We start from the raw sequence: 16,288 nt of genomic DNA on the forward strand, positions 1-16,288 counted from the left end.
TTGTCTAGAAGGTTTGATCAAATTGACGGAGCGCCAGTGGAACTCGACGAAGCTTATGCGAACATGGCTTACATTGAAGACGGCGAGAGTTACCCTGCAAAGTGGGTGTCTGAGGCTCAGAAGTTTCGCGATGCAATGCGCGGGGATGGGCGAGCACAGCTTGATGTGAGTTACGGCTCTGCGCCAAGACAGAAGTTTGATGTGTTTTTGCCAAGCGGTGATCCAAAGGGGCTGATGGTCTTCGTGCATGGTGGCTTCTGGCACATGCTGGGCAAAGAGGACTGGTCGCATATGGCGAAAGGGGCTGTTGCAAAAGGCTGGGCCGTTTGCGTGCCGAGTTACACGCTCTGCCCCGAGGCGCGGATTGCCGAGATCACGGGTGAGATAACTCAGGCAGTTTGCTTGGCGGCAGGCACCGTCGCGGGGCCAATCGCTTTAACGGGGCACTCCGCTGGCGGGCATTTGGTAAGCCGGATGCTGGAAGTGGGGCGGTTGCCCGAGGCTGTTGCCAGCCGTTTGCAGCATGTCGTGCCGATCTCGCCGGTGGCGGATTTGCGGCCGATGCTCAAAACCTCGATGAACGCCGACTTCAAACTTGATATGGCACTGGCCGAGGCCGAGAGCCCGGTGCTGATGCGTGATCGTGTTGCCTGCCCTGTGACGGTGTGGATTGGCGGCGCCGAGAGGCCAGCGTTTATCGAACAGGCGCGCAGTCTTTGGGAGGCTTGGAATGTGCCGCATGTGATCGACCCGCCGAGGCACCACTATGACGTGGTTGAGCCACTGTGTGATGCGGATAGCGAAATGCTTTCGGTTTTGCTCGGCTAGAGTGCTGACCAAACTGGCAGCGGATCGTTTTCCATCGAGGTGGCGGCATGAACAGCTCGGGCAATAGCGCGGGCCATGACGGTTGCAGCTGCGTGGCCCAAGTAGAGCGTATCTTCGATCGGGTTGCCGAGGGGCAGCGCACCCGTGCTGGCGGCGAAGATCAGATCACCGTCCATTGGCGTGTGTGAGGGCACAAGCGCGCGGGCGTAGCCGTCGTGTGCTGCCGTTGCCATACGTGTGCACTGCGCCTGGCTCAGAGTTGCGTCTGTCGCGATGATGCCGATGGTGGTGTTGGCGTGGGCCGCAAGTTTGGTTGGTGGCATGTGCGGCTCGGGGAAGCTTGCGGGCAGGCCTGCGCCGCCGAACTCTGAACCGAGCTCAAAGGGGGCGGCCCAGAACTGATTGCTATTGCCAATCGTGGCCGAGCCGAGCGCGTTGACTGCCACGAGTGCGCCGACTGTGTGACCCGAAGGAAGCACAACCGAGGCCGAGCCGAGGCCGCCCATGAGAGTTGCCGTCGTACAGCCCATGCCTGCGCCGGTGCGCCCGAGCTGAAAGCTTTCGCTGGCATCCTCAAGCGCTTCAGCGCCGAGGCGTTTGTAAGGGTTCTCGGCCCAGGCTTTGTCACCGCCATTGATCAGGTCAAACAGGATTGCAGAGGGCACGATCGGCACGTGTTGATCGCCGACAGCGAAGCCACGCCCCTGAGCACGCAGGGCGTCGGCCACGCCAGAGGCGGCATCAAGCCCGAAGGCGGACCCGCCCGACAGCACCAGAGCATCCACTTGCTCAACGGTTTTGTCGGGTGCGAGCAAGTCGGTTTCGCGCGTGCCCGGAGCACCGCCCATGACGTGAACGCTAGCGGTGAAGGGAGCATCACCAAGCAGCACAGTCGCACCGGTTTTGACTTGCGCGTCCGAAGCGTTGCCGACACGCAGTCCGGCGACATCAGTGATCAGGTTGAGGGGGCCGGTTTTGGGCATTGAGTGTCTCCTAAGTTTAGAAACATCTTGCCAGATTGCGCGAGATGAGCAAGGAAGGACACACGCGAGGGCGGTGGCGCCGCCTGAATTATGCGTTTTTTCCAAATTCCTGCACGCCGGGTCTTTCTTTCATTAAAGGAGGGTCGTTATGACTGCACGTCCAGAAATGTATCGGTTTCACAACGGTGAAAAGGCGGAGCTTCAGTTTGAAGTTGCCGAGTATGAAGCGCGGGTGACGAAGCTGCGCGCTGCAATGAGTGCGATGGGAGTTGAAGCCGTTGTCTTCACCTCGATGCACAATGTTTCATATTTCAGCGGCTTCACATACTGCGCCTTCGGGCGGCCTTATGCGCTTGTCGTTACGCCGCGCGAATGTGTCACCATCAGCGCCGGCATTGACGCGGGGCAACCTTGGCGACGGTCGTGGTGCGACAACATTACCTACACCGACTGGCAGCGAGACAACTATTGGCGCGCGATTGTCAGTGTGACGGGTGAAGGCTGTGCTGTCGGCTTTGAGGGGGATCATCTGTCGCTCTTGCAAAGCGGGAAGCTGGACCAGTTCATGAAACCTGCGCGCCGCGTCGATGTGGCCGAGGCGACGATGGTGCAACGTATGCATAAGTCGGCTGCCGAGCTTGAGATCATTCGTGCAGGAGCCGCGGTTGCCGATGTCGGCGGTTACGCCATTCGCGAGGCTGTGAAAGTCGGTGCGCGCGAGATCGATGTTGCCATGGCGGGGCGTGATGCGATGGAGCTTGAAATAGCCAAGCGCTTTCCCGCGGCGGAATACCGCGACAGCTGGGTTTGGTTTCAGTCCGGCATCAACACCGACGGGGCACACAACCCTGTGACAGCACGCAAGCTTGAGCGCGGCGATATCCTGAGCCTCAACACGTTTCCGATGATCTCGGGCTATTACACGGCTCTGGAGCGGACGCTGTTTGTTGGCGAGGTTGATGATGCCAGTCTGAAGCTCTGGGAGGCCAATGTCGGCGCGCATGAGCTTGGCATTTCGTTGCTCAAGCCGGGGGTGAGCTGTGCGGAGGTGACCCACGCGATCAACGCATTCTTTGAAGAACGCCAGTTGTTGCAGCACCGCACTTTTGGGTACGGGCATTCGTTTGGTGTGTTGAGCCACTATTACGGGCGCGAAGCGGGGCTTGAGCTGCGCGAGGACATCGACACTGTGCTTGAGGCCGGGATGGTGATCAGCATGGAGCCGATGCTAACGGTTGGAGAGGGGCAAGCGGGCGCTGGCGGCTATCGTGAGCACGACATTTTGATCATCACCGAAGGCGGCAACGAAAACATCACCGGCTATCCTTATGGGCCGGAGTTTAATGTGGTGGGGTGAGGTGTCGAATTTGCTTTGCAAATCCGACCGTGGCGGGGGGCTAGCCCCCCGCACCCCCCAGGATATTTTTCCAAGAAAAAGCGAAAGCGCGTGCAAGCTATTGATGTTGGGCGCGCTTTGAAATGAAGCTGTGCTAAAACTCTATCTCGAAACGTCTTTAGAGACGGATGACGTAGTCTTTGCGGGTTGTTTCCACGACTTCCCATGTGCCGGAGAAACCGGGGCGCAGAATGTAGCTGTCATCGGCTGAAAGGCGGGTTTCGTTTCCGTCTGTGTCAGTGATGATGTTGACGCCTTCAAGGATGCGAAAATACTCCCATTCGTTGTAGGAGACTTCCCATTTGCCGGGGGTCGACTGCCAGATGCCTGCGTAGAGGCCGTCGCGCTCTTCAAGGTTCCATGTGGTGAACACAGGGTCGCCTGCGATCAGTTTTGACGGGTCGGGGCGTTCGGTTTCGGGGCTGTCGTTTTCGCTGACTTTCAGAAGGTTTGACATGGCTTTGGCCTTTTGAGGGGAGGGTTACTTGACGTCGTCAGGTTTGTTCATTTGGTCGGAACAATCAAACCCGAAATCGACAAAGAGGCCGCGGGTTTAAGCGGACAATTGTTTTTTGGCGGCGCTGGGGTAAGCTTAGGCCATGTCGAAACCGTCGCCATACCGTCCGTTTACGCCCGAGCCCGAGCAGATGGCCTTGAAGCCGGCTGTGTCCGGGAATGACATTAACGGGCTGGGTGAGGCTGCATTCCGGCGGCCAACATGGGTCTATTGGGCGCCGGACCCTGACGATATTGCGCATGGCGATATGCAGCGGTGGTTTTACTCGGTGCGGCCAGACGAGCCGGCTTTGATCAAAGCGAGAGCCGAGAGGCAGGTTATTTTAGATGCGCCGATTGCCGAGTTGGCTGATAGTCCTATCGAGCAGAGTGACGACGCTTGGCTTGCGCAATTGCGTCGGTTTGAGGCTGACGGAACCTGCGAGCGCGTTGGCGTTACGGGGCTTGATCCGGACTGGCTTTATGCAGGCTATAAGCGCGCCTTCTCAAATGTTGTCATTTGCGCCGTGCAGCATGACTACGAGGAGATTTCCAAAGCGCCCGAACCGGACGCGGGCGGAGAAGTTATCCGCCAATATGGCCGTGCGGCGGGAGCGGCGAAGCAAATTGCGGGCTGGCTCCGCTCGCAAGGCTGGGAGGCCGAACCGCTGACAGGCCCAATGGCTGGCAAGCTTACGATGATACCGCCTGCGCTCTCGGCGGGGCTGGGAGAACTGGGTAAGCACGGCAGCATAATAGACCCAGCGATGGGCGCGTCATTTCGCTTGAGCGCTGTGCTGACGGATGCGCCGATTGCCCACACCGAGGCGCGGGAACATGGCATTGACGAATTTTGCAGGAATTGTCGGATCTGCGAAGATGCCTGCCCGCCGGAAGCGCTGAGCGCTGACAAGCAACAGGTGCGCGGAGTTGAAAAGTGGTATGTGGATTTTGACAAATGCCTGCCGTTTTTCAACCAGCATCACGGTTGCGCTATATGCATTGCGGTTTGCCCGTGGTCACGGCCCGGTATTGGGCTGCGGCTGGCTGACAAGCTGGCCACGCGAGCCGCGCGAAAAGAGGCAGAGGGCTAAGCGCCGTAGCGCGCGAGGATCGTGTCAACGGCAGCGGTGACCACTTCCGAAATTTCGGCGTCGGTGAAGGACGTTTGCACGCCAAAAATTGCGCGCGGCCAGAGCTTTGCTTTACAGAGTTCTGTGAACTGTTCGGCCATCAACTGCGGGTCATCGCAGATGATTTCACCACGCTCAATGGCGAAGCGCAGGTAGGCGGCCATACGTTTGCACCCCATCTCGGGGCCGCTTTGGTAGAAGGCTTGCCCCAACTCGGGAAAGCGCTTGGCTTCGGCGCTGCAGATGCGAAACATTTGAAGCGAAAACTCGGAAAGTAAAAAGCGCAGCAGGGTGTTGGCGGTGGTTGTCATCACCTCGCGTGGAGGGGCCGAAAAGTCGGCGACATTGCCGGTGTCCTGCGCCATGCGCTCGCATTCAAGGCGCGACACTTCGATGAACAGGATGCGTTTGTCGGGGAAGTAGCTGTAGAGGGTTGCCTTTGACACACCGGCCGCGCGGGCGATGTCGTCAACAGAGGCGCCTTCAAATCCGTCACGCATGAAGACCGCGCGTGCACCGCCGAGCACCTCTTCATATTTGCGACCTTTGCGAATGGTGGGGGCTGTGTTCATTGGTTTCCCTTAGCTGGGGTCAACTTAAACTAGTCAGTTTAGTTCAGGCAAGGCTTTTCCCTTGAACGTCGGGGCAGTTGAAGGTAAATTAGAACCATTCTAAATTGGGGATTTCAATCATGCGGTTTCTCACCCAACGGCGCAAATTTTCCGAGTTGAGCGAGCAGGAAGTGCTGGCACTGGCGATTTCATCCGAGGAGGATGACGCCCGCATTTACCGGCAATATGCCGAAGGCTTACGTGCGGAATACCCTGACAGCGCCAAGGTGTTTGACGGCATGGCACTTGAAGAAGACACACACAGGCAGGCGTTGATTGACCTACACACAAAGCGTTTTGGCGATGTGATCCCTCTGATCCGGCGCGAGCATGTTGCGGGCTATTATGCGCGTAAGCCGGTGTGGCTTGTCGAAAACCTCGGCATCGAAAAGATCCGCGTTGAAGCCGAAGCCATGGAACGTGATGCCGAGCGGTTTTATGTGAGTGCTGCCAAGCGCAGCAGGGATGCGGACACACGCAAACTGTTAGGAGATTTGGCGGCGGCCGAGGCGGGGCACCAGAAAGCGGCAGGCGAGCTTACGGCAGAGCATCTTGACGAGGACGCACTCGAAAGCGAGGCGGCGCAAGCTAAGCGGCAGTTTTTGCTGACCTGGGTACAGCCGGGCCTTGCGGGGCTGATGGACGGCTCTGTGAGCACGCTTGCACCGATTTTTGCGACGGCCTTTGCAACACAAAACACTTGGACAACGTTTCTGGTTGGCTTGGCGGCAAGTGTCGGCGCGGGCATCTCGATGGGCTTCACCGAGGCGGCGTCGGATGACGGCGAGCTTTCGGGCAGGGGCAGCCCTTGGAAACGCGGGTTTGCCAGCGGGATCATGACCACGCTCGGCGGTTTGGGCCACGCGCTGCCCTACCTGATCACCGACTTTTGGACGGCGACATTCCTTGCCTTCATCGTGGTGTTTGTTGAGCTGTGGGCAATTGTCTGGATACAGAACAAATTCATGGACACGCCTTTCTTGCGGGCCACATTCCAAGTCGTTCTAGGGGGCGCGTTGGTCTTTGCTGCCGGGGCGATAATCGGCGGCGGGTAGTTGCACGTTCCTAGCCTTGGCGCTAGTCATATCCCATGATCGATATTTTCCTGAAAACGCTGCCGTTCTTTGCCATCATCAGCTTGGGCTTTGGTGCGGCCAAGACCGAGTTTTTTAGTGAGGAAGCCTCGGCTTATCTTACCAAGTTTGTGTTTTACTTTGCGCTCTCGGCGATGCTGTTTCGCTTTTCGGCGAACCTGAGCTTTGGCGACTTGCTCGATGTGCGTTTTATTTCGGCCTATCTCTGGGGCACAGCGTTTGTTTACGGGCTGGCAATGGCGGTGTCGTTCTATGTTGGCCGCAACATCGAGGAAGCGGCTATTGAGGCGCAATGTGCGGCGATCGGCAATGTCGGCTTTCTGGGTATACCCATGTTGGCGTTGCTTATGGGCGAAGATGCGGTGAAGTCGGTGATGCTGGTGCTGGCGATTGATCTGATCGTGTTTGGCTCGCTGATCGTGATCATGGTCACTGCCGCGCGTGATGGGCGGGTGAGCCTTGCCGCGCTTGGCAATGTCGGTTTGGGCTTGATCAAGAACCCGATGATCGCCTCTATCACGCTTGGCTTGCTTTGGTCGGCGTTCAACATTCCGATCCCGGGCCCTCTCAACGAGTTTGTCGGTATCCTTGGTGCTGCCGCCACACCCGGCGCTTTGTTTGCCATCGGCGCATCTCTGGCGAGCAAATCAGCCGAGCGGTTTTATGTGTCGAGCTGGCTGAGTTTTTGCAAACTGGTGCTGCACCCGCTGTTTGTTGCCATAGGCGCGCTGCTGTTGTTTCCGGTTGATCCTTACCCCGCGGCTGTGATGATCGCGGCGGCGAGCCTGCCTGTGGCGGGTAACGTCTATATCCTTGCGCAGCATTACGGTGTCGCCCCGCACCGCGTTTCGGCCTCGATCCTGATCTCGACAGTGTGCAGCATTGTCACCGTGTCGGTGATCATCGCTTGGGTGGTGCGGCTTTACTAACTACACCTAAAGATCATCGGGTGATAGCTCGACAGTTTGGGCGATTGGGCAAGCATATTCGCCTGGCAGATAGCGTTTATAGTTTTCTCATTGCGCTGGCCTTGCTATGGCAGTGACCAAACCAAAGGAGAGATAGGCTATGAAAACAGTTTCCGAGAACCGCTGCTTTGGTGGTGTGCAGGGGGTTTACACGCACGCTTCCGCGGCCACGAATTGCGACATGACCTTTGGGTTGTTCTTGCCGGAAGAAGCGCAAGACGGGCCTGTGCCTGTGCTTTGGTATCTCTCGGGGCTGACCTGCACCCACGAGAACGCGATGGTGAAGGCCGGCGCGCAATCCTGGGCGGCCGAGCAGGGTATTGCTTTGGTGTTCCCTGATACATCGCCGCGCGGTGAAGGTGTTGCCGATGATGACGCTTATGACCTTGGCCAAGGTGCTGGATTCTATGTGAACGCCACACAAGACCCTTGGAAGCCGCATTTCCAGATGTGGGATTATGTCGCTGAAGAGCTGCCTGCTTTGGTCACTTCCGAGTTCGCGGTTGATGCCGAGCGTCAGGCGATAACCGGCCACTCGATGGGCGGCCACGGCGCTTTGACACTGGCGATGGGCCTGCCGGGCAGGTTCCGCTCGGTTTCGGCCTTTTCACCGATCTGCAACCCAACCGGCAGCGACTGGGGCCGCAAGCAGCTCGGTGCCTATCTCGGCGACGACGAGAGCACATGGTCGCGTCATGACGCGAGCTTGATGATGCGCGAGACAGGCTTTGACGGGCCAGTGCTTGTTGACACTGGCACTGACGATCAGTTCATCGACTTGCTCAAACCCGAGGCTTTGGCTGACGCGGCAAATGCCCGCCGCCAAGAAGCCACGCTGCGCCTTCAACGCGGCTATGACCACTCGTATTTCTTTGTTTCAACTTTCATGGAAGATCACATAACCTTCCATGCTGAAGCGCTTTATCGTTAGGATTATTTATGCCGCATTATGACTTGATCATCATTGGCTCCGGCCCTTCGGGCCGCGCGGCCGCCATTCAGGCAGGCAAGCTTAAGCAAAGTGTTTTGGTGATTGACCGCAAAGACCGCCTCGGCGGCGTATCGGTGCACACAGGCACCATCCCCTCGAAAACACTACGGGAAACCGTGCTAAACCTTTCCGGCTGGCGCGAGCGTAGCTTTTATGGCCAGTCTTACCGTGTGAAAGACGACATTGGCGCGGGTGACCTCAAGGCGCGATTGCACATGACGCTTGATCACGAGGTTGACGTGCTTGAGCACCAGTTCAACCGCAACCATGTTGATACGCTGCACGGCATGGCAAAGTTTGTTGGAGCCAACGAGCTAGAAGTCGCCACTGACGCCGGCGACACAACGCGCGTTACGGGCGACAAGTTTTTGATTGCCACAGGCACCAAGACGTTCCGGCCCGACTATGTGCCCTTTAACGGCACAACGGTTGTCGACAGTGACGAATTCCTCGAGATGGCCGAGATCCCGCGTTCGCTTGTTGTCATTGGTGCTGGCGTGATCGGTGTTGAATACGCGACAATGTTTGCCGCACTTGATGTGCATGTGACCCTGATCGAGCCCCGCCAGAGTTTTCTTGATTTTATCGACAAAGGGCTGATTGCCGACTTCACCCATCAGATCAAAGAGAACGGCCTTGATCTGCGGCTCGGCTCCAAGGTTGAAAAGATCGACGACAGCGGCGATCATGTCGAAGTCACGCTCGACAACGGCCGCCACGTGCGCGCCGAGATGTTGCTTTTTGCTGCGGGTCGTATGGGCGCGACAGATAAGCTCGGGCTTGACGCTGTGGGCCTTGAAACCGATCACCGCGGCCGGCTTGAAGTTGACCGCAAGAGCTACCAAACCAAAGTTCCGCATATTTATGCCACGGGCGACGTGATCGGCCACCCATCGCTGGCCTCAACGTCACTTCAGCAGGGGCGCGTTGCGGCGTGTCACGCGCTTGACACGCCGACTTTGGCTGAAAGCGCTTGGTTCCCTTATGGCATTTACTCTGTGCCCGAGATCAGCACTTGCGGCATGTCCGAAGAAGAAATGCAGGAGCGAGAGATTCCCTACGAAGTCGGCGTTGCGCGCTTTCGCGAGACAAGCCGCGGACACATCATGGGCCTTGAGCACGGCATGCTGAAAATGCTCGTCAGTCTCAAAACGCGGCGTGTGCTTGGCGTGCAGATCGTTGGCGAAGGCGCGACAGAGCTCATTCACATCGCGCAGGCGGTTTTGAACCTGAAGGGCACAGTCGATTACTTTGTGCAGAACACTTTCAACTACCCGACCTTGGCGGAAGCTTACAAAATCGCTGGTCTTGATGCGTTCAACCGCATGCCCATCCCCGAAGAGTTCAAAGCTCCTAAAGGAAAGAAAAAGAAGTGATCTATGTTGACGCCGATGCCTGCCCCGTGAAGGCCGAAGTCGAGCGCGTCGCGACGCGCCACAAGCTTAGGGCTGTGCTGGTGTCAAACGGCGGTTTGCGGCCCTCGGCTAACCCGTTCATCGAGCATGTTATCGTGCCTGACGGGCCTGACATCGCCGATATCTGGATCGCCGAACGCGCTGCGACAGGTGATGTAGTGATCACTTCCGACATCCCTCTCGCGGCCAAATGCGTCGAGGCTGGTGCGCGGGTGCTCAAGCACAACGGCGAAGCCCTGACTGCTGCCAATATCGGCAACGTGCTGGCCACGCGCGATCTCATGTATGATCTGCGCGCCGCCGACCCATTCCGCCAAGGCGGCGGCAAGGCCTTTTCAAAAACGGATCGCTCGCGTTTTCTAGAAGCGCTTGAACGGGAAGTGCGCGCCACTAAGTAAAGCAAGGAGACAGCCCGATGAGCCTACCTATTATACCCTTCGCAGAAGGCGAGAAGCTGCTCGACTGGATCGGCCTGACCGAGGCGCTCACGGCTGGTCACAAACTCCCCAAAGCCGAGATCGGCGATACCTTCCTTTACCGCGGTAAAGACACCCTGCTCAGCCGCTCGGCCTGGATCGACGGTATGGGGATCGCTGTGAAATCGGCAACGATTTTCCCCGACAACCCGAGCCTTGGCCAACCTGTCGTTGGCGGCGGGGTGAACCTTTTTTCTGATAGTGACGGCGCGCTTGAAGCGCTTGTTGACTTTCATCTTGTGACCAAATGGAAGACCGCTGGAGACTCGTTGTTAGGTGCGCTCAAACTGGCCCGCAAAGACAGCCGCAAGATCTTGATCATCGGTGCCGGAACTGTCGGGCGCACCCTGCGCGAAGCTTACGGCGCAGGCTTTCCTGATGCTGAATTCACGATATGGAACCGCACACAGGCCAACGCCGAGAAATTCGCCGCGAGCGACGACAAAATGCAAGTTGCCACAAATCTTGAAGCAGCCGTCAAAGAGGCCGACATCATCACCTCGGCAACCATGGTCACTGAGCCCAACCTCAAAGGCGCTTGGCTTCAGGAGGGTCAGCATGTTGACCTCATCGGTGCCTACCGCCCCGACATGCGCGAAGTCGATGATGAAGCCCTGCAACGCGCCCGCATATTTGTTGATAGCTTTGACACAACCGTTGGCCACATCGGTGAAATCAAAACCCCGCTCGAAACCGGAGCAATCGCTCGCGAGCATTTGCTCGCCGACTACTATGAGCCGGACAAAATGAAGCGCACCTCTGCCTCCGAAATCACCCTGTTCAAGAACGGTGGTGGAGCCCATCTCGACCTGATGACAAGCCGGTATATCCTCAAGCAGTGGCTTGCCCGATAGTCACGACCTCTGGCTTTCCTTTTGTATAAATACTCAATCCGCCGCGCAGCGGCGCGAGTCGGATTTGCGAAGCAAATTCGAAACCCCAAAACCCAAAGTGTTTCGCTTCAAACCTGAATCACAGGCTTTGCGGGAAACGCCCACAACACCAAGATGTCGAGCCGCGCCTCTCCTTTCAACTGCATCAGGTTAAAGGCGAGACGCTTTAACGCAGAGTTTTTGCCTTAGCGTATGCCGCCTTTGCTTTTGCTGCCGAGTGATACTTGCCTGCGTCAGCGCGGTTGTGCAATCCGCCCAGCATCGAGCAGCCCCAATAGGCGTTGGCGTCACACGACTTCTTGTAAGTCCGGTATTGGCAGGAAATGCTGCGCGCATTGGCGGGCGGCTGGTTTATCCAGGTGCCGTTCTTGGCGGTCGCGCCCGCGTTGGTGCAGGCGTTGGCGTTGCCTTGCTGACAGGAAGCCAAAAACAGCGTGTAGGTGAAATCGGAATAGTCTCCGCCGCGTTTGCCGTTTTTGTCGCTGCGCTCAAAGGCATGTGCGAGGCCAAAGCAAGCGTTGCCGTCGCCCTTCAGGCAGTCGCGGTAGCATGCGTCGGGGTTGTCTTCGCAGTTGGTCATTCCGGCCGGGTAGCGCCCTTTGTTCGGGAACACATCAGCAGGGCAGGTCGCGAGCGCCTTTGCATGCACCGGAGAGTTGAGCACATTGCGGATCGACGGGCGGAATTTGTAAGGTGCCTTGGAAATGGCATCTGCAATCGGATCGGCGCTGACTGAAGCAAGCGTTGTGAACGAAAAAATGAAGGACAAGATGATCAGAAAACGTGCCATGGGACTCTCTTAAGCTGTTGCTGCGGTCATCGGCCTTTCGCGAACCGGCAAGTGCACGATCGCTGAAAACAATCCGACACCGACACCGATCCACCAGACCATCGTATAGCTGCCAGTGATATCATACATTCGCCCGCCGAGCCAGACGCCCATGAAGCTGCCGAGTTGATGTGAGAAGAAGACAATGCCGTAGAGTGTGCCCATGTATCGCAACCCGTAGATATGGGCGATCAGCCCCGAGGTGAGCGGCACAGTTGCCAGCCACAATGCGCCCATTGTGACGGAAAACAACAGCACTGTTACTGGTGTCATCGGCACAAGGATAAAGGCTGCGGCGATGAAAGTTCGGCCTAGGTAGATCCCTGCCAGAAGGTATTTTTTTGAGTATCGGTTGCCCAGCCAGCCAGCCGTTAGCGTGCCAGCAATATTCGCCAGCCCGATCAGCGAGATCGCCAAAGCGCCGAGCCGCGAGGTGCTGGTGATGCCGATGTCATGCAGGAGTGAGCCAGCCATAAGCGGCGCGCACATTTCGGTGACGAAGGCCGGAAAATGCGCTGTGACAAAGGCCAGTTGATAGCCGCAGGAGAAGAACCCGAGGAAGATCAGCGAGAAGGTCGGATCACGCATGGCTTTGCCAAGGATCGCGCCCATGCTTTCTTCCAGCTCTTGCTTTGACGCGACTTGCGGAGCGCGCATGAGCGGCAGAAGCAAGATTAGCGACAGAACGACTGCGGCAAAGATCAGGAAGACCGACTGCCAAGACATGATCGACAACATCCACTCGGCGACCGGTGCGCCAAAGACTTGCCCCCCGCTGCCTGCGGCTGTTGCAATAGCAAGCGACATCGAGCGGTTGGCGTCCGAGCTGGCCCGCCCGACAACCGCAAGGATCACACCAAAGCCCGTGCCGGCGATCCCGAAGCCGACAAGCACCTCATAGAACTGGTGCGCGCCGGGCGTTACGGCGAAGGATGAAAGCACCAAGCCGGCTGCGTATACGATTGCACCAATGATGATCGCGCGTCTGTCGCCAACCTTTTCGGCAATAGCGCCGAAAATTGGCTGCCCGATGCCCCAAGCGAGGTTCTGAATGGCGATCGCCAGCGAAAACTCGGCCCGCGCCCAGCCGAACTCTTCAGCGATGGGTATTTGAAAAACACCAAAAGACGCGCGCACTGCGAAGGAAACCAGAATGATGATACATCCTGTGATCAAGACAGGTGTGAAGAGGGGAGATTTGGTGGTCATTCTGTCGCTCCGCTGTGCAGGCAGAAACCTTGGCGCGCTCCGCATATGCCGTCAATTCACATTGTGTGATAGGGCAGTTGAAGTTTGCTGATGTCAGCCCCTACACAAGCCGCGAGAATGGCGCTATGGCTGGCCTATGACGCGAAGGATACAAGATGAATACGCCGCCCGTGTGAGTGCCGGAGAGTTGCAAGCCGACGCCGCACAAGAGGCTGTGCTGCCCGAGTTCGAGCGCATCAGAGCGGCCCTTTCCGAACCCGTGAAGAAGGGCTGGTTTGCCAAGAAACCCGAGCCCATCAAGGGCCTCTATATCTGGGGTGGTGTCGGGCGCGGCAAATCAATGTTGATGGACATGTTCGTTGACTGTCTTGATGTGCCGGCGAGGCGGGTTCACTTCCACGCTTTCATGCAGGAGGTTCATCAGGGCATGCATGCTGCCCGTGACCAAGGCGTTCAAGACGCGTTGGCGCCTGTCGCTAAGAAGGTGATCGACGAAGTGCGCTGCCTTGCATTTGATGAGATGCAGATCACCGATATCACCGATGCGATGATCGTTGGCCGCCTGTTTGAGGCTCTTTTCGAGGCAGGGGTTGTGGTTGTGACCACCTCAAACCGCGTGCCCGATGAATTGTATAAAGACGGGCTGAACCGCCAGCTGTTTTTGCCCTTCATCGCTTTGATCAAAGAGCGCTTGCACAGTCATGAACTTGTCAGCCCCACTGACTACCGGCAAGACAGGTTGTCAGATACGCAGACCTACTTTAGCCCCGCCAACGCAGAGGCGCGCGAGGCACTTGATGCGATTTGGCAAGACATGACAGGCGACAAACCCGAACCGCTCAAGCTGATTGTCAACAAGCGCGAAGTCGAATTGCCAGCGTTTAGCAACGGCGCTGCCCGTGCGCGCTTTCATGAGTTATGCGGCAAGCCACTTGGCCCGGCAGATTATCTGGCGATCGCGGACGCTGTGCGCGTGCTCGTGTTGGACGATATCCCGCGTCTGTCACGCAGTAATTTCAATGAGGCCAAGCGTTTTGTGACGCTGATTGATGCACTCTATGAGGCGCATGTCCGGCTCATTGCCAGCGCCGCCGCCGAGCCTGAAATGCTTTATGTCGAGGGCGAGGGCACTTTTGAGTTCGAGCGCACGGCAAGCCGTCTTCGAGAGATGCAGGCAGCCGACTGGGGCAAAAACAACTAAGCCTGTCCTGCAAAAAGAAAGGGGGTCGTTGATTCGACCCCTCAATCTCACCCTGCCCGTGTTCTTTGTGTCAGCCGGATGTCTCCAACTCCGGGATGGTCAGACGCAAGCCGACGCGGATCTTGTCTGGCCGTGAAAGGAACTTCTTGTTTGCTTCGAAGATAACTTTGTAGAAAGCGGCATCGCCATAGATGCGGTGCGCAATCGCGCCGAGGCTGTCGCCCGGTTGCACCGTGTAAAAGTTGTAGTGACGGGTTTCGTTGGCGCGTTGCACGACGCGGACTTCGACGCCTTCCTGGTGTGAAACGGGAGCAGGCTGTTCGGCGTCAGGATCTGACTTGCGCACCAACTCGGCCAAAAGCGTGCCAGTATCAACATTGCCCTCACCAGTGCGCAATGCGCTTGGCACGACGATATCGCCAGCATCGGCGGCGGCATTGATCATCGCCTCGATGTAGCTGTCGGATTGACCTTGCTTCAAGGCTTGCACAACAAGCCGCTCCATGCTGCTGGCGCTGTCGGCTGAGTTGCTCTTGAGGCCTGACAACACGCTGGATGTCAGGCTGCGCAGAACATCGTCTTCCGGTGTCGCGGCGGTTGCAGCGCTCGCTGTGGTTGCTGTGGTCGCGGCATCGGGCTGGCTGGCGCCTGCTTGCAAACTGGCCAGGACAGTGGCGGTGAGGTCATCAACTGCTGGCGCCTGCGATTCAGCGTCGACGACCAACGCGGCTTTAGTCTCTGGCTTGGCGCCAATGTTGGCAGGTGTTTCGGATTTGCCTACAACCGCGCCGTTACGCAGCAAGCTTGTGCTGTCTTCTGTCAAACCGAGGACGTCGGTTTGTGCCCGTGTCACGGCGTCTGGCTCGGGGGCAGCGGTATTGTCAGCGGTGCTCTCACCGCTTGGTTGCAGCAAGATGAGCGCCAGAGTGACCGTCGCAAACGCGGCACCGATCGTCAGGATGCGCGGAAGGTTTTCTTGCATGTCGAACGTATCACTCATGATGGCTGGCTCACTGTCAGGCCGAGCAACATCCAAACTTGCATACCGCCCCGATAAAACTTGATTTTCCCGGTAGGATAGCCCGCTCCGACGAGGCTGCGAACCGCGCGCGGCGCCTGATCACACCACGGCCCATTACAAAACAACAAGAGTTCTTTGGCTTCGCTAAAGTCCCATGTTCCCGATGCGTCGCTGGCACCAAGCGCTTTGAGAATCTCGCTGCGGTAAGGATTGTTGGCTTCAAGTGCCGCAAAGGGGACGTTGACAGAGCCCGGGATCGTTCCCTTAACAAACCACTCGGGCATACGGCTGTCGATCAGCAGGCCTGTGCCGCCTGCAACCGACCCTTCGAGGAAGTCGACAACTTCTAGTTCGCCCACTGTCTCGACACCCGGTGCTGCGCTGATCCGGCTGATGCAAAACGGAGGGCAGGGCCGTGAGGTCTTGGTGAACTCGTTGTCGAGCCGGTGTGAGGTGTCTTGAATGCGCTCGATCACAAGCTCTTGGCCATTGCCAAGTGTAATTGACCGAGAGGCAACTTCAGGCGTCAAGCGCACATCTTGAGCGCTGGCAAAACTCGCAAAAAACGCGAGACTCGCGCATAGAAGACCCATAAGGCGCATCGGTGAATTCCCCCAAATTCTTCGCACACAATACCAATTTTAGCTGACGTGCTTTGACCGTTCCCCAACATATAGGCGAATCAGTGCGAATCGGTCAAGGCCAAGTGATTCGCGATTCGGGTGATTCGTCGTAAGCGCTTGGT

17 protein-coding genes are annotated in these 16,288 nt (G+C 57.6%); 10 read left to right on the plus strand and 7 right to left on the minus strand.

Annotation, left to right across the window (positions count from 1 at the left end; translation table 11 throughout):
• Positions 1-36 precede the first annotated feature (36 nt).
• A complete protein-coding gene (locus tag KO498_RS06835; RefSeq protein ID WP_215959125.1) occupies positions 37-828 on the plus strand; it encodes an alpha/beta hydrolase in 792 nt (263 codons plus the stop codon).
• Here KO498_RS06835 and KO498_RS06840 read toward each other — a convergent pair.
• The gene (locus tag KO498_RS06840; protein ID WP_215959126.1) at positions 825-1,811 is read right to left on the minus strand and encodes a P1 family peptidase; all 987 of its coding nucleotides are present in this window, start codon (positions 1,809-1,811) and stop codon (positions 825-827) included. The genes KO498_RS06835 and KO498_RS06840 overlap by 4 nt on opposite strands.
• 148 nt (positions 1,812-1,959) lie before the next feature.
• Here KO498_RS06840 and KO498_RS06845 point away from each other — a divergent pair, with 148 nt between their 5' ends.
• Positions 1,960-3,168, plus strand: coding sequence for an aminopeptidase P family protein (locus KO498_RS06845; RefSeq protein WP_215959127.1), 1,209 nt, complete (start codon positions 1,960-1,962; stop codon positions 3,166-3,168).
• A gap of 157 nt (positions 3,169-3,325) precedes the next feature.
• Here KO498_RS06845 and KO498_RS06850 read toward each other — a convergent pair whose 3' ends face one another.
• Positions 3,326-3,664 (minus strand): cupin domain-containing protein, encoded by a 339-nt coding sequence (locus KO498_RS06850; RefSeq protein WP_215959128.1) that lies wholly within the window; start codon positions 3,662-3,664, stop codon positions 3,326-3,328.
• A gap of 142 nt (positions 3,665-3,806) precedes the next feature.
• Here KO498_RS06850 and KO498_RS06855 point away from each other — a divergent pair, with 142 nt between their 5' ends.
• A complete protein-coding gene (locus KO498_RS06855; protein WP_215959129.1) occupies positions 3,807-4,796 on the plus strand; it encodes a 4Fe-4S dicluster domain-containing protein in 990 nt (329 codons plus the stop codon).
• Here KO498_RS06855 and KO498_RS06860 read toward each other — a convergent pair.
• Positions 4,793-5,407 (minus strand): TetR/AcrR family transcriptional regulator, encoded by a 615-nt coding sequence (locus KO498_RS06860; protein ID WP_215959130.1) that lies wholly within the window; start codon positions 5,405-5,407, stop codon positions 4,793-4,795. The two genes, KO498_RS06855 and KO498_RS06860, sit on opposite strands and share 4 nt — an antisense overlap.
• 119 nt (positions 5,408-5,526) lie before the next feature.
• Here KO498_RS06860 and mbfA point away from each other — a divergent pair, with 119 nt between their 5' ends.
• The 6 genes from mbfA (at position 5,527) to KO498_RS06890 (ending at position 11,244) form a co-directional block, all read left to right on the plus strand.
• Positions 5,527-6,501 carry an iron exporter MbfA gene (gene mbfA / locus KO498_RS06865; RefSeq protein WP_215959131.1) on the plus strand — a complete coding sequence of 325 codons (975 nt, stop codon included), beginning with the start codon at positions 5,527-5,529 and terminating at the stop codon, positions 6,499-6,501.
• Between the two features lie 35 nt (positions 6,502-6,536).
• On the plus strand, positions 6,537-7,469 hold the full coding sequence (locus KO498_RS06870; protein WP_215959132.1) for an AEC family transporter: 933 nt from the start codon (positions 6,537-6,539) through the stop codon (positions 7,467-7,469).
• Between the two features lie 139 nt (positions 7,470-7,608).
• A complete protein-coding gene (gene fghA / locus KO498_RS06875; protein WP_215959133.1) occupies positions 7,609-8,439 on the plus strand; it encodes an S-formylglutathione hydrolase in 831 nt (276 codons plus the stop codon).
• A gap of 8 nt (positions 8,440-8,447) precedes the next feature.
• Positions 8,448-9,875: a Si-specific NAD(P)(+) transhydrogenase gene (gene sthA, locus KO498_RS06880; RefSeq protein WP_215959134.1), complete on the plus strand. Its 1,428-nt coding sequence runs from the start codon at positions 8,448-8,450 to the stop codon at positions 9,873-9,875.
• Positions 9,872-10,312 carry a YaiI/YqxD family protein gene (locus tag KO498_RS06885; RefSeq protein ID WP_215959135.1) on the plus strand — a complete coding sequence of 147 codons (441 nt, stop codon included), beginning with the start codon at positions 9,872-9,874 and terminating at the stop codon, positions 10,310-10,312. The genes sthA and KO498_RS06885 overlap by 4 nt, the downstream gene beginning before the upstream one ends.
• Before the next feature lie 17 nt (positions 10,313-10,329).
• A complete protein-coding gene (locus KO498_RS06890) occupies positions 10,330-11,244 on the plus strand; it encodes an ornithine cyclodeaminase family protein (RefSeq protein ID WP_215959136.1) in 915 nt (304 codons plus the stop codon).
• 205 nt (positions 11,245-11,449) lie between these two features.
• Here KO498_RS06890 and KO498_RS06895 read toward each other — a convergent pair whose 3' ends face one another.
• Positions 11,450-12,073, minus strand: a complete 624-nt coding sequence (locus tag KO498_RS06895) for a hypothetical protein (RefSeq protein ID WP_215959137.1) — start codon at positions 12,071-12,073, stop codon at positions 11,450-11,452.
• 9 nt (positions 12,074-12,082) lie between these two features.
• A complete protein-coding gene (locus tag KO498_RS06900) occupies positions 12,083-13,321 on the minus strand; it encodes an MFS transporter (protein WP_215959138.1) in 1,239 nt (412 codons plus the stop codon).
• 136 nt (positions 13,322-13,457) lie between these two features.
• Here KO498_RS06900 and zapE point away from each other — a divergent pair, with 136 nt between their 5' ends.
• On the plus strand, positions 13,458-14,522 hold the full coding sequence (zapE, locus tag KO498_RS06905; protein ID WP_215959139.1) for a cell division protein ZapE: 1,065 nt from the start codon (positions 13,458-13,460) through the stop codon (positions 14,520-14,522).
• Positions 14,523-14,592: 70 nt separating this feature from the next.
• Here the strand turns inward: zapE and KO498_RS06910 are convergent, their stop codons facing one another.
• Both KO498_RS06910 and KO498_RS06915 read right to left on the minus strand, forming a co-directional pair.
• Positions 14,593-15,522, minus strand: a complete 930-nt coding sequence (locus KO498_RS06910; protein WP_215959140.1) for a LysM peptidoglycan-binding domain-containing protein — start codon at positions 15,520-15,522, stop codon at positions 14,593-14,595.
• Positions 15,519-16,145 carry a rhodanese-like domain-containing protein gene (locus KO498_RS06915; RefSeq protein ID WP_215959141.1) on the minus strand — a complete coding sequence of 209 codons (627 nt, stop codon included), beginning with the start codon at positions 16,143-16,145 and terminating at the stop codon, positions 15,519-15,521. Before KO498_RS06915 ends, KO498_RS06910 begins: the two co-directional genes overlap by 4 nt.
• Between the last annotated feature and the right edge of the window lie 143 nt (positions 16,146-16,288).

It is taken from the genome of Lentibacter algarum (genome assembly GCF_018860975.1).
GTDB lineage: Bacteria > Pseudomonadota > Alphaproteobacteria > Rhodobacterales > Rhodobacteraceae > Lentibacter > Lentibacter algarum_A.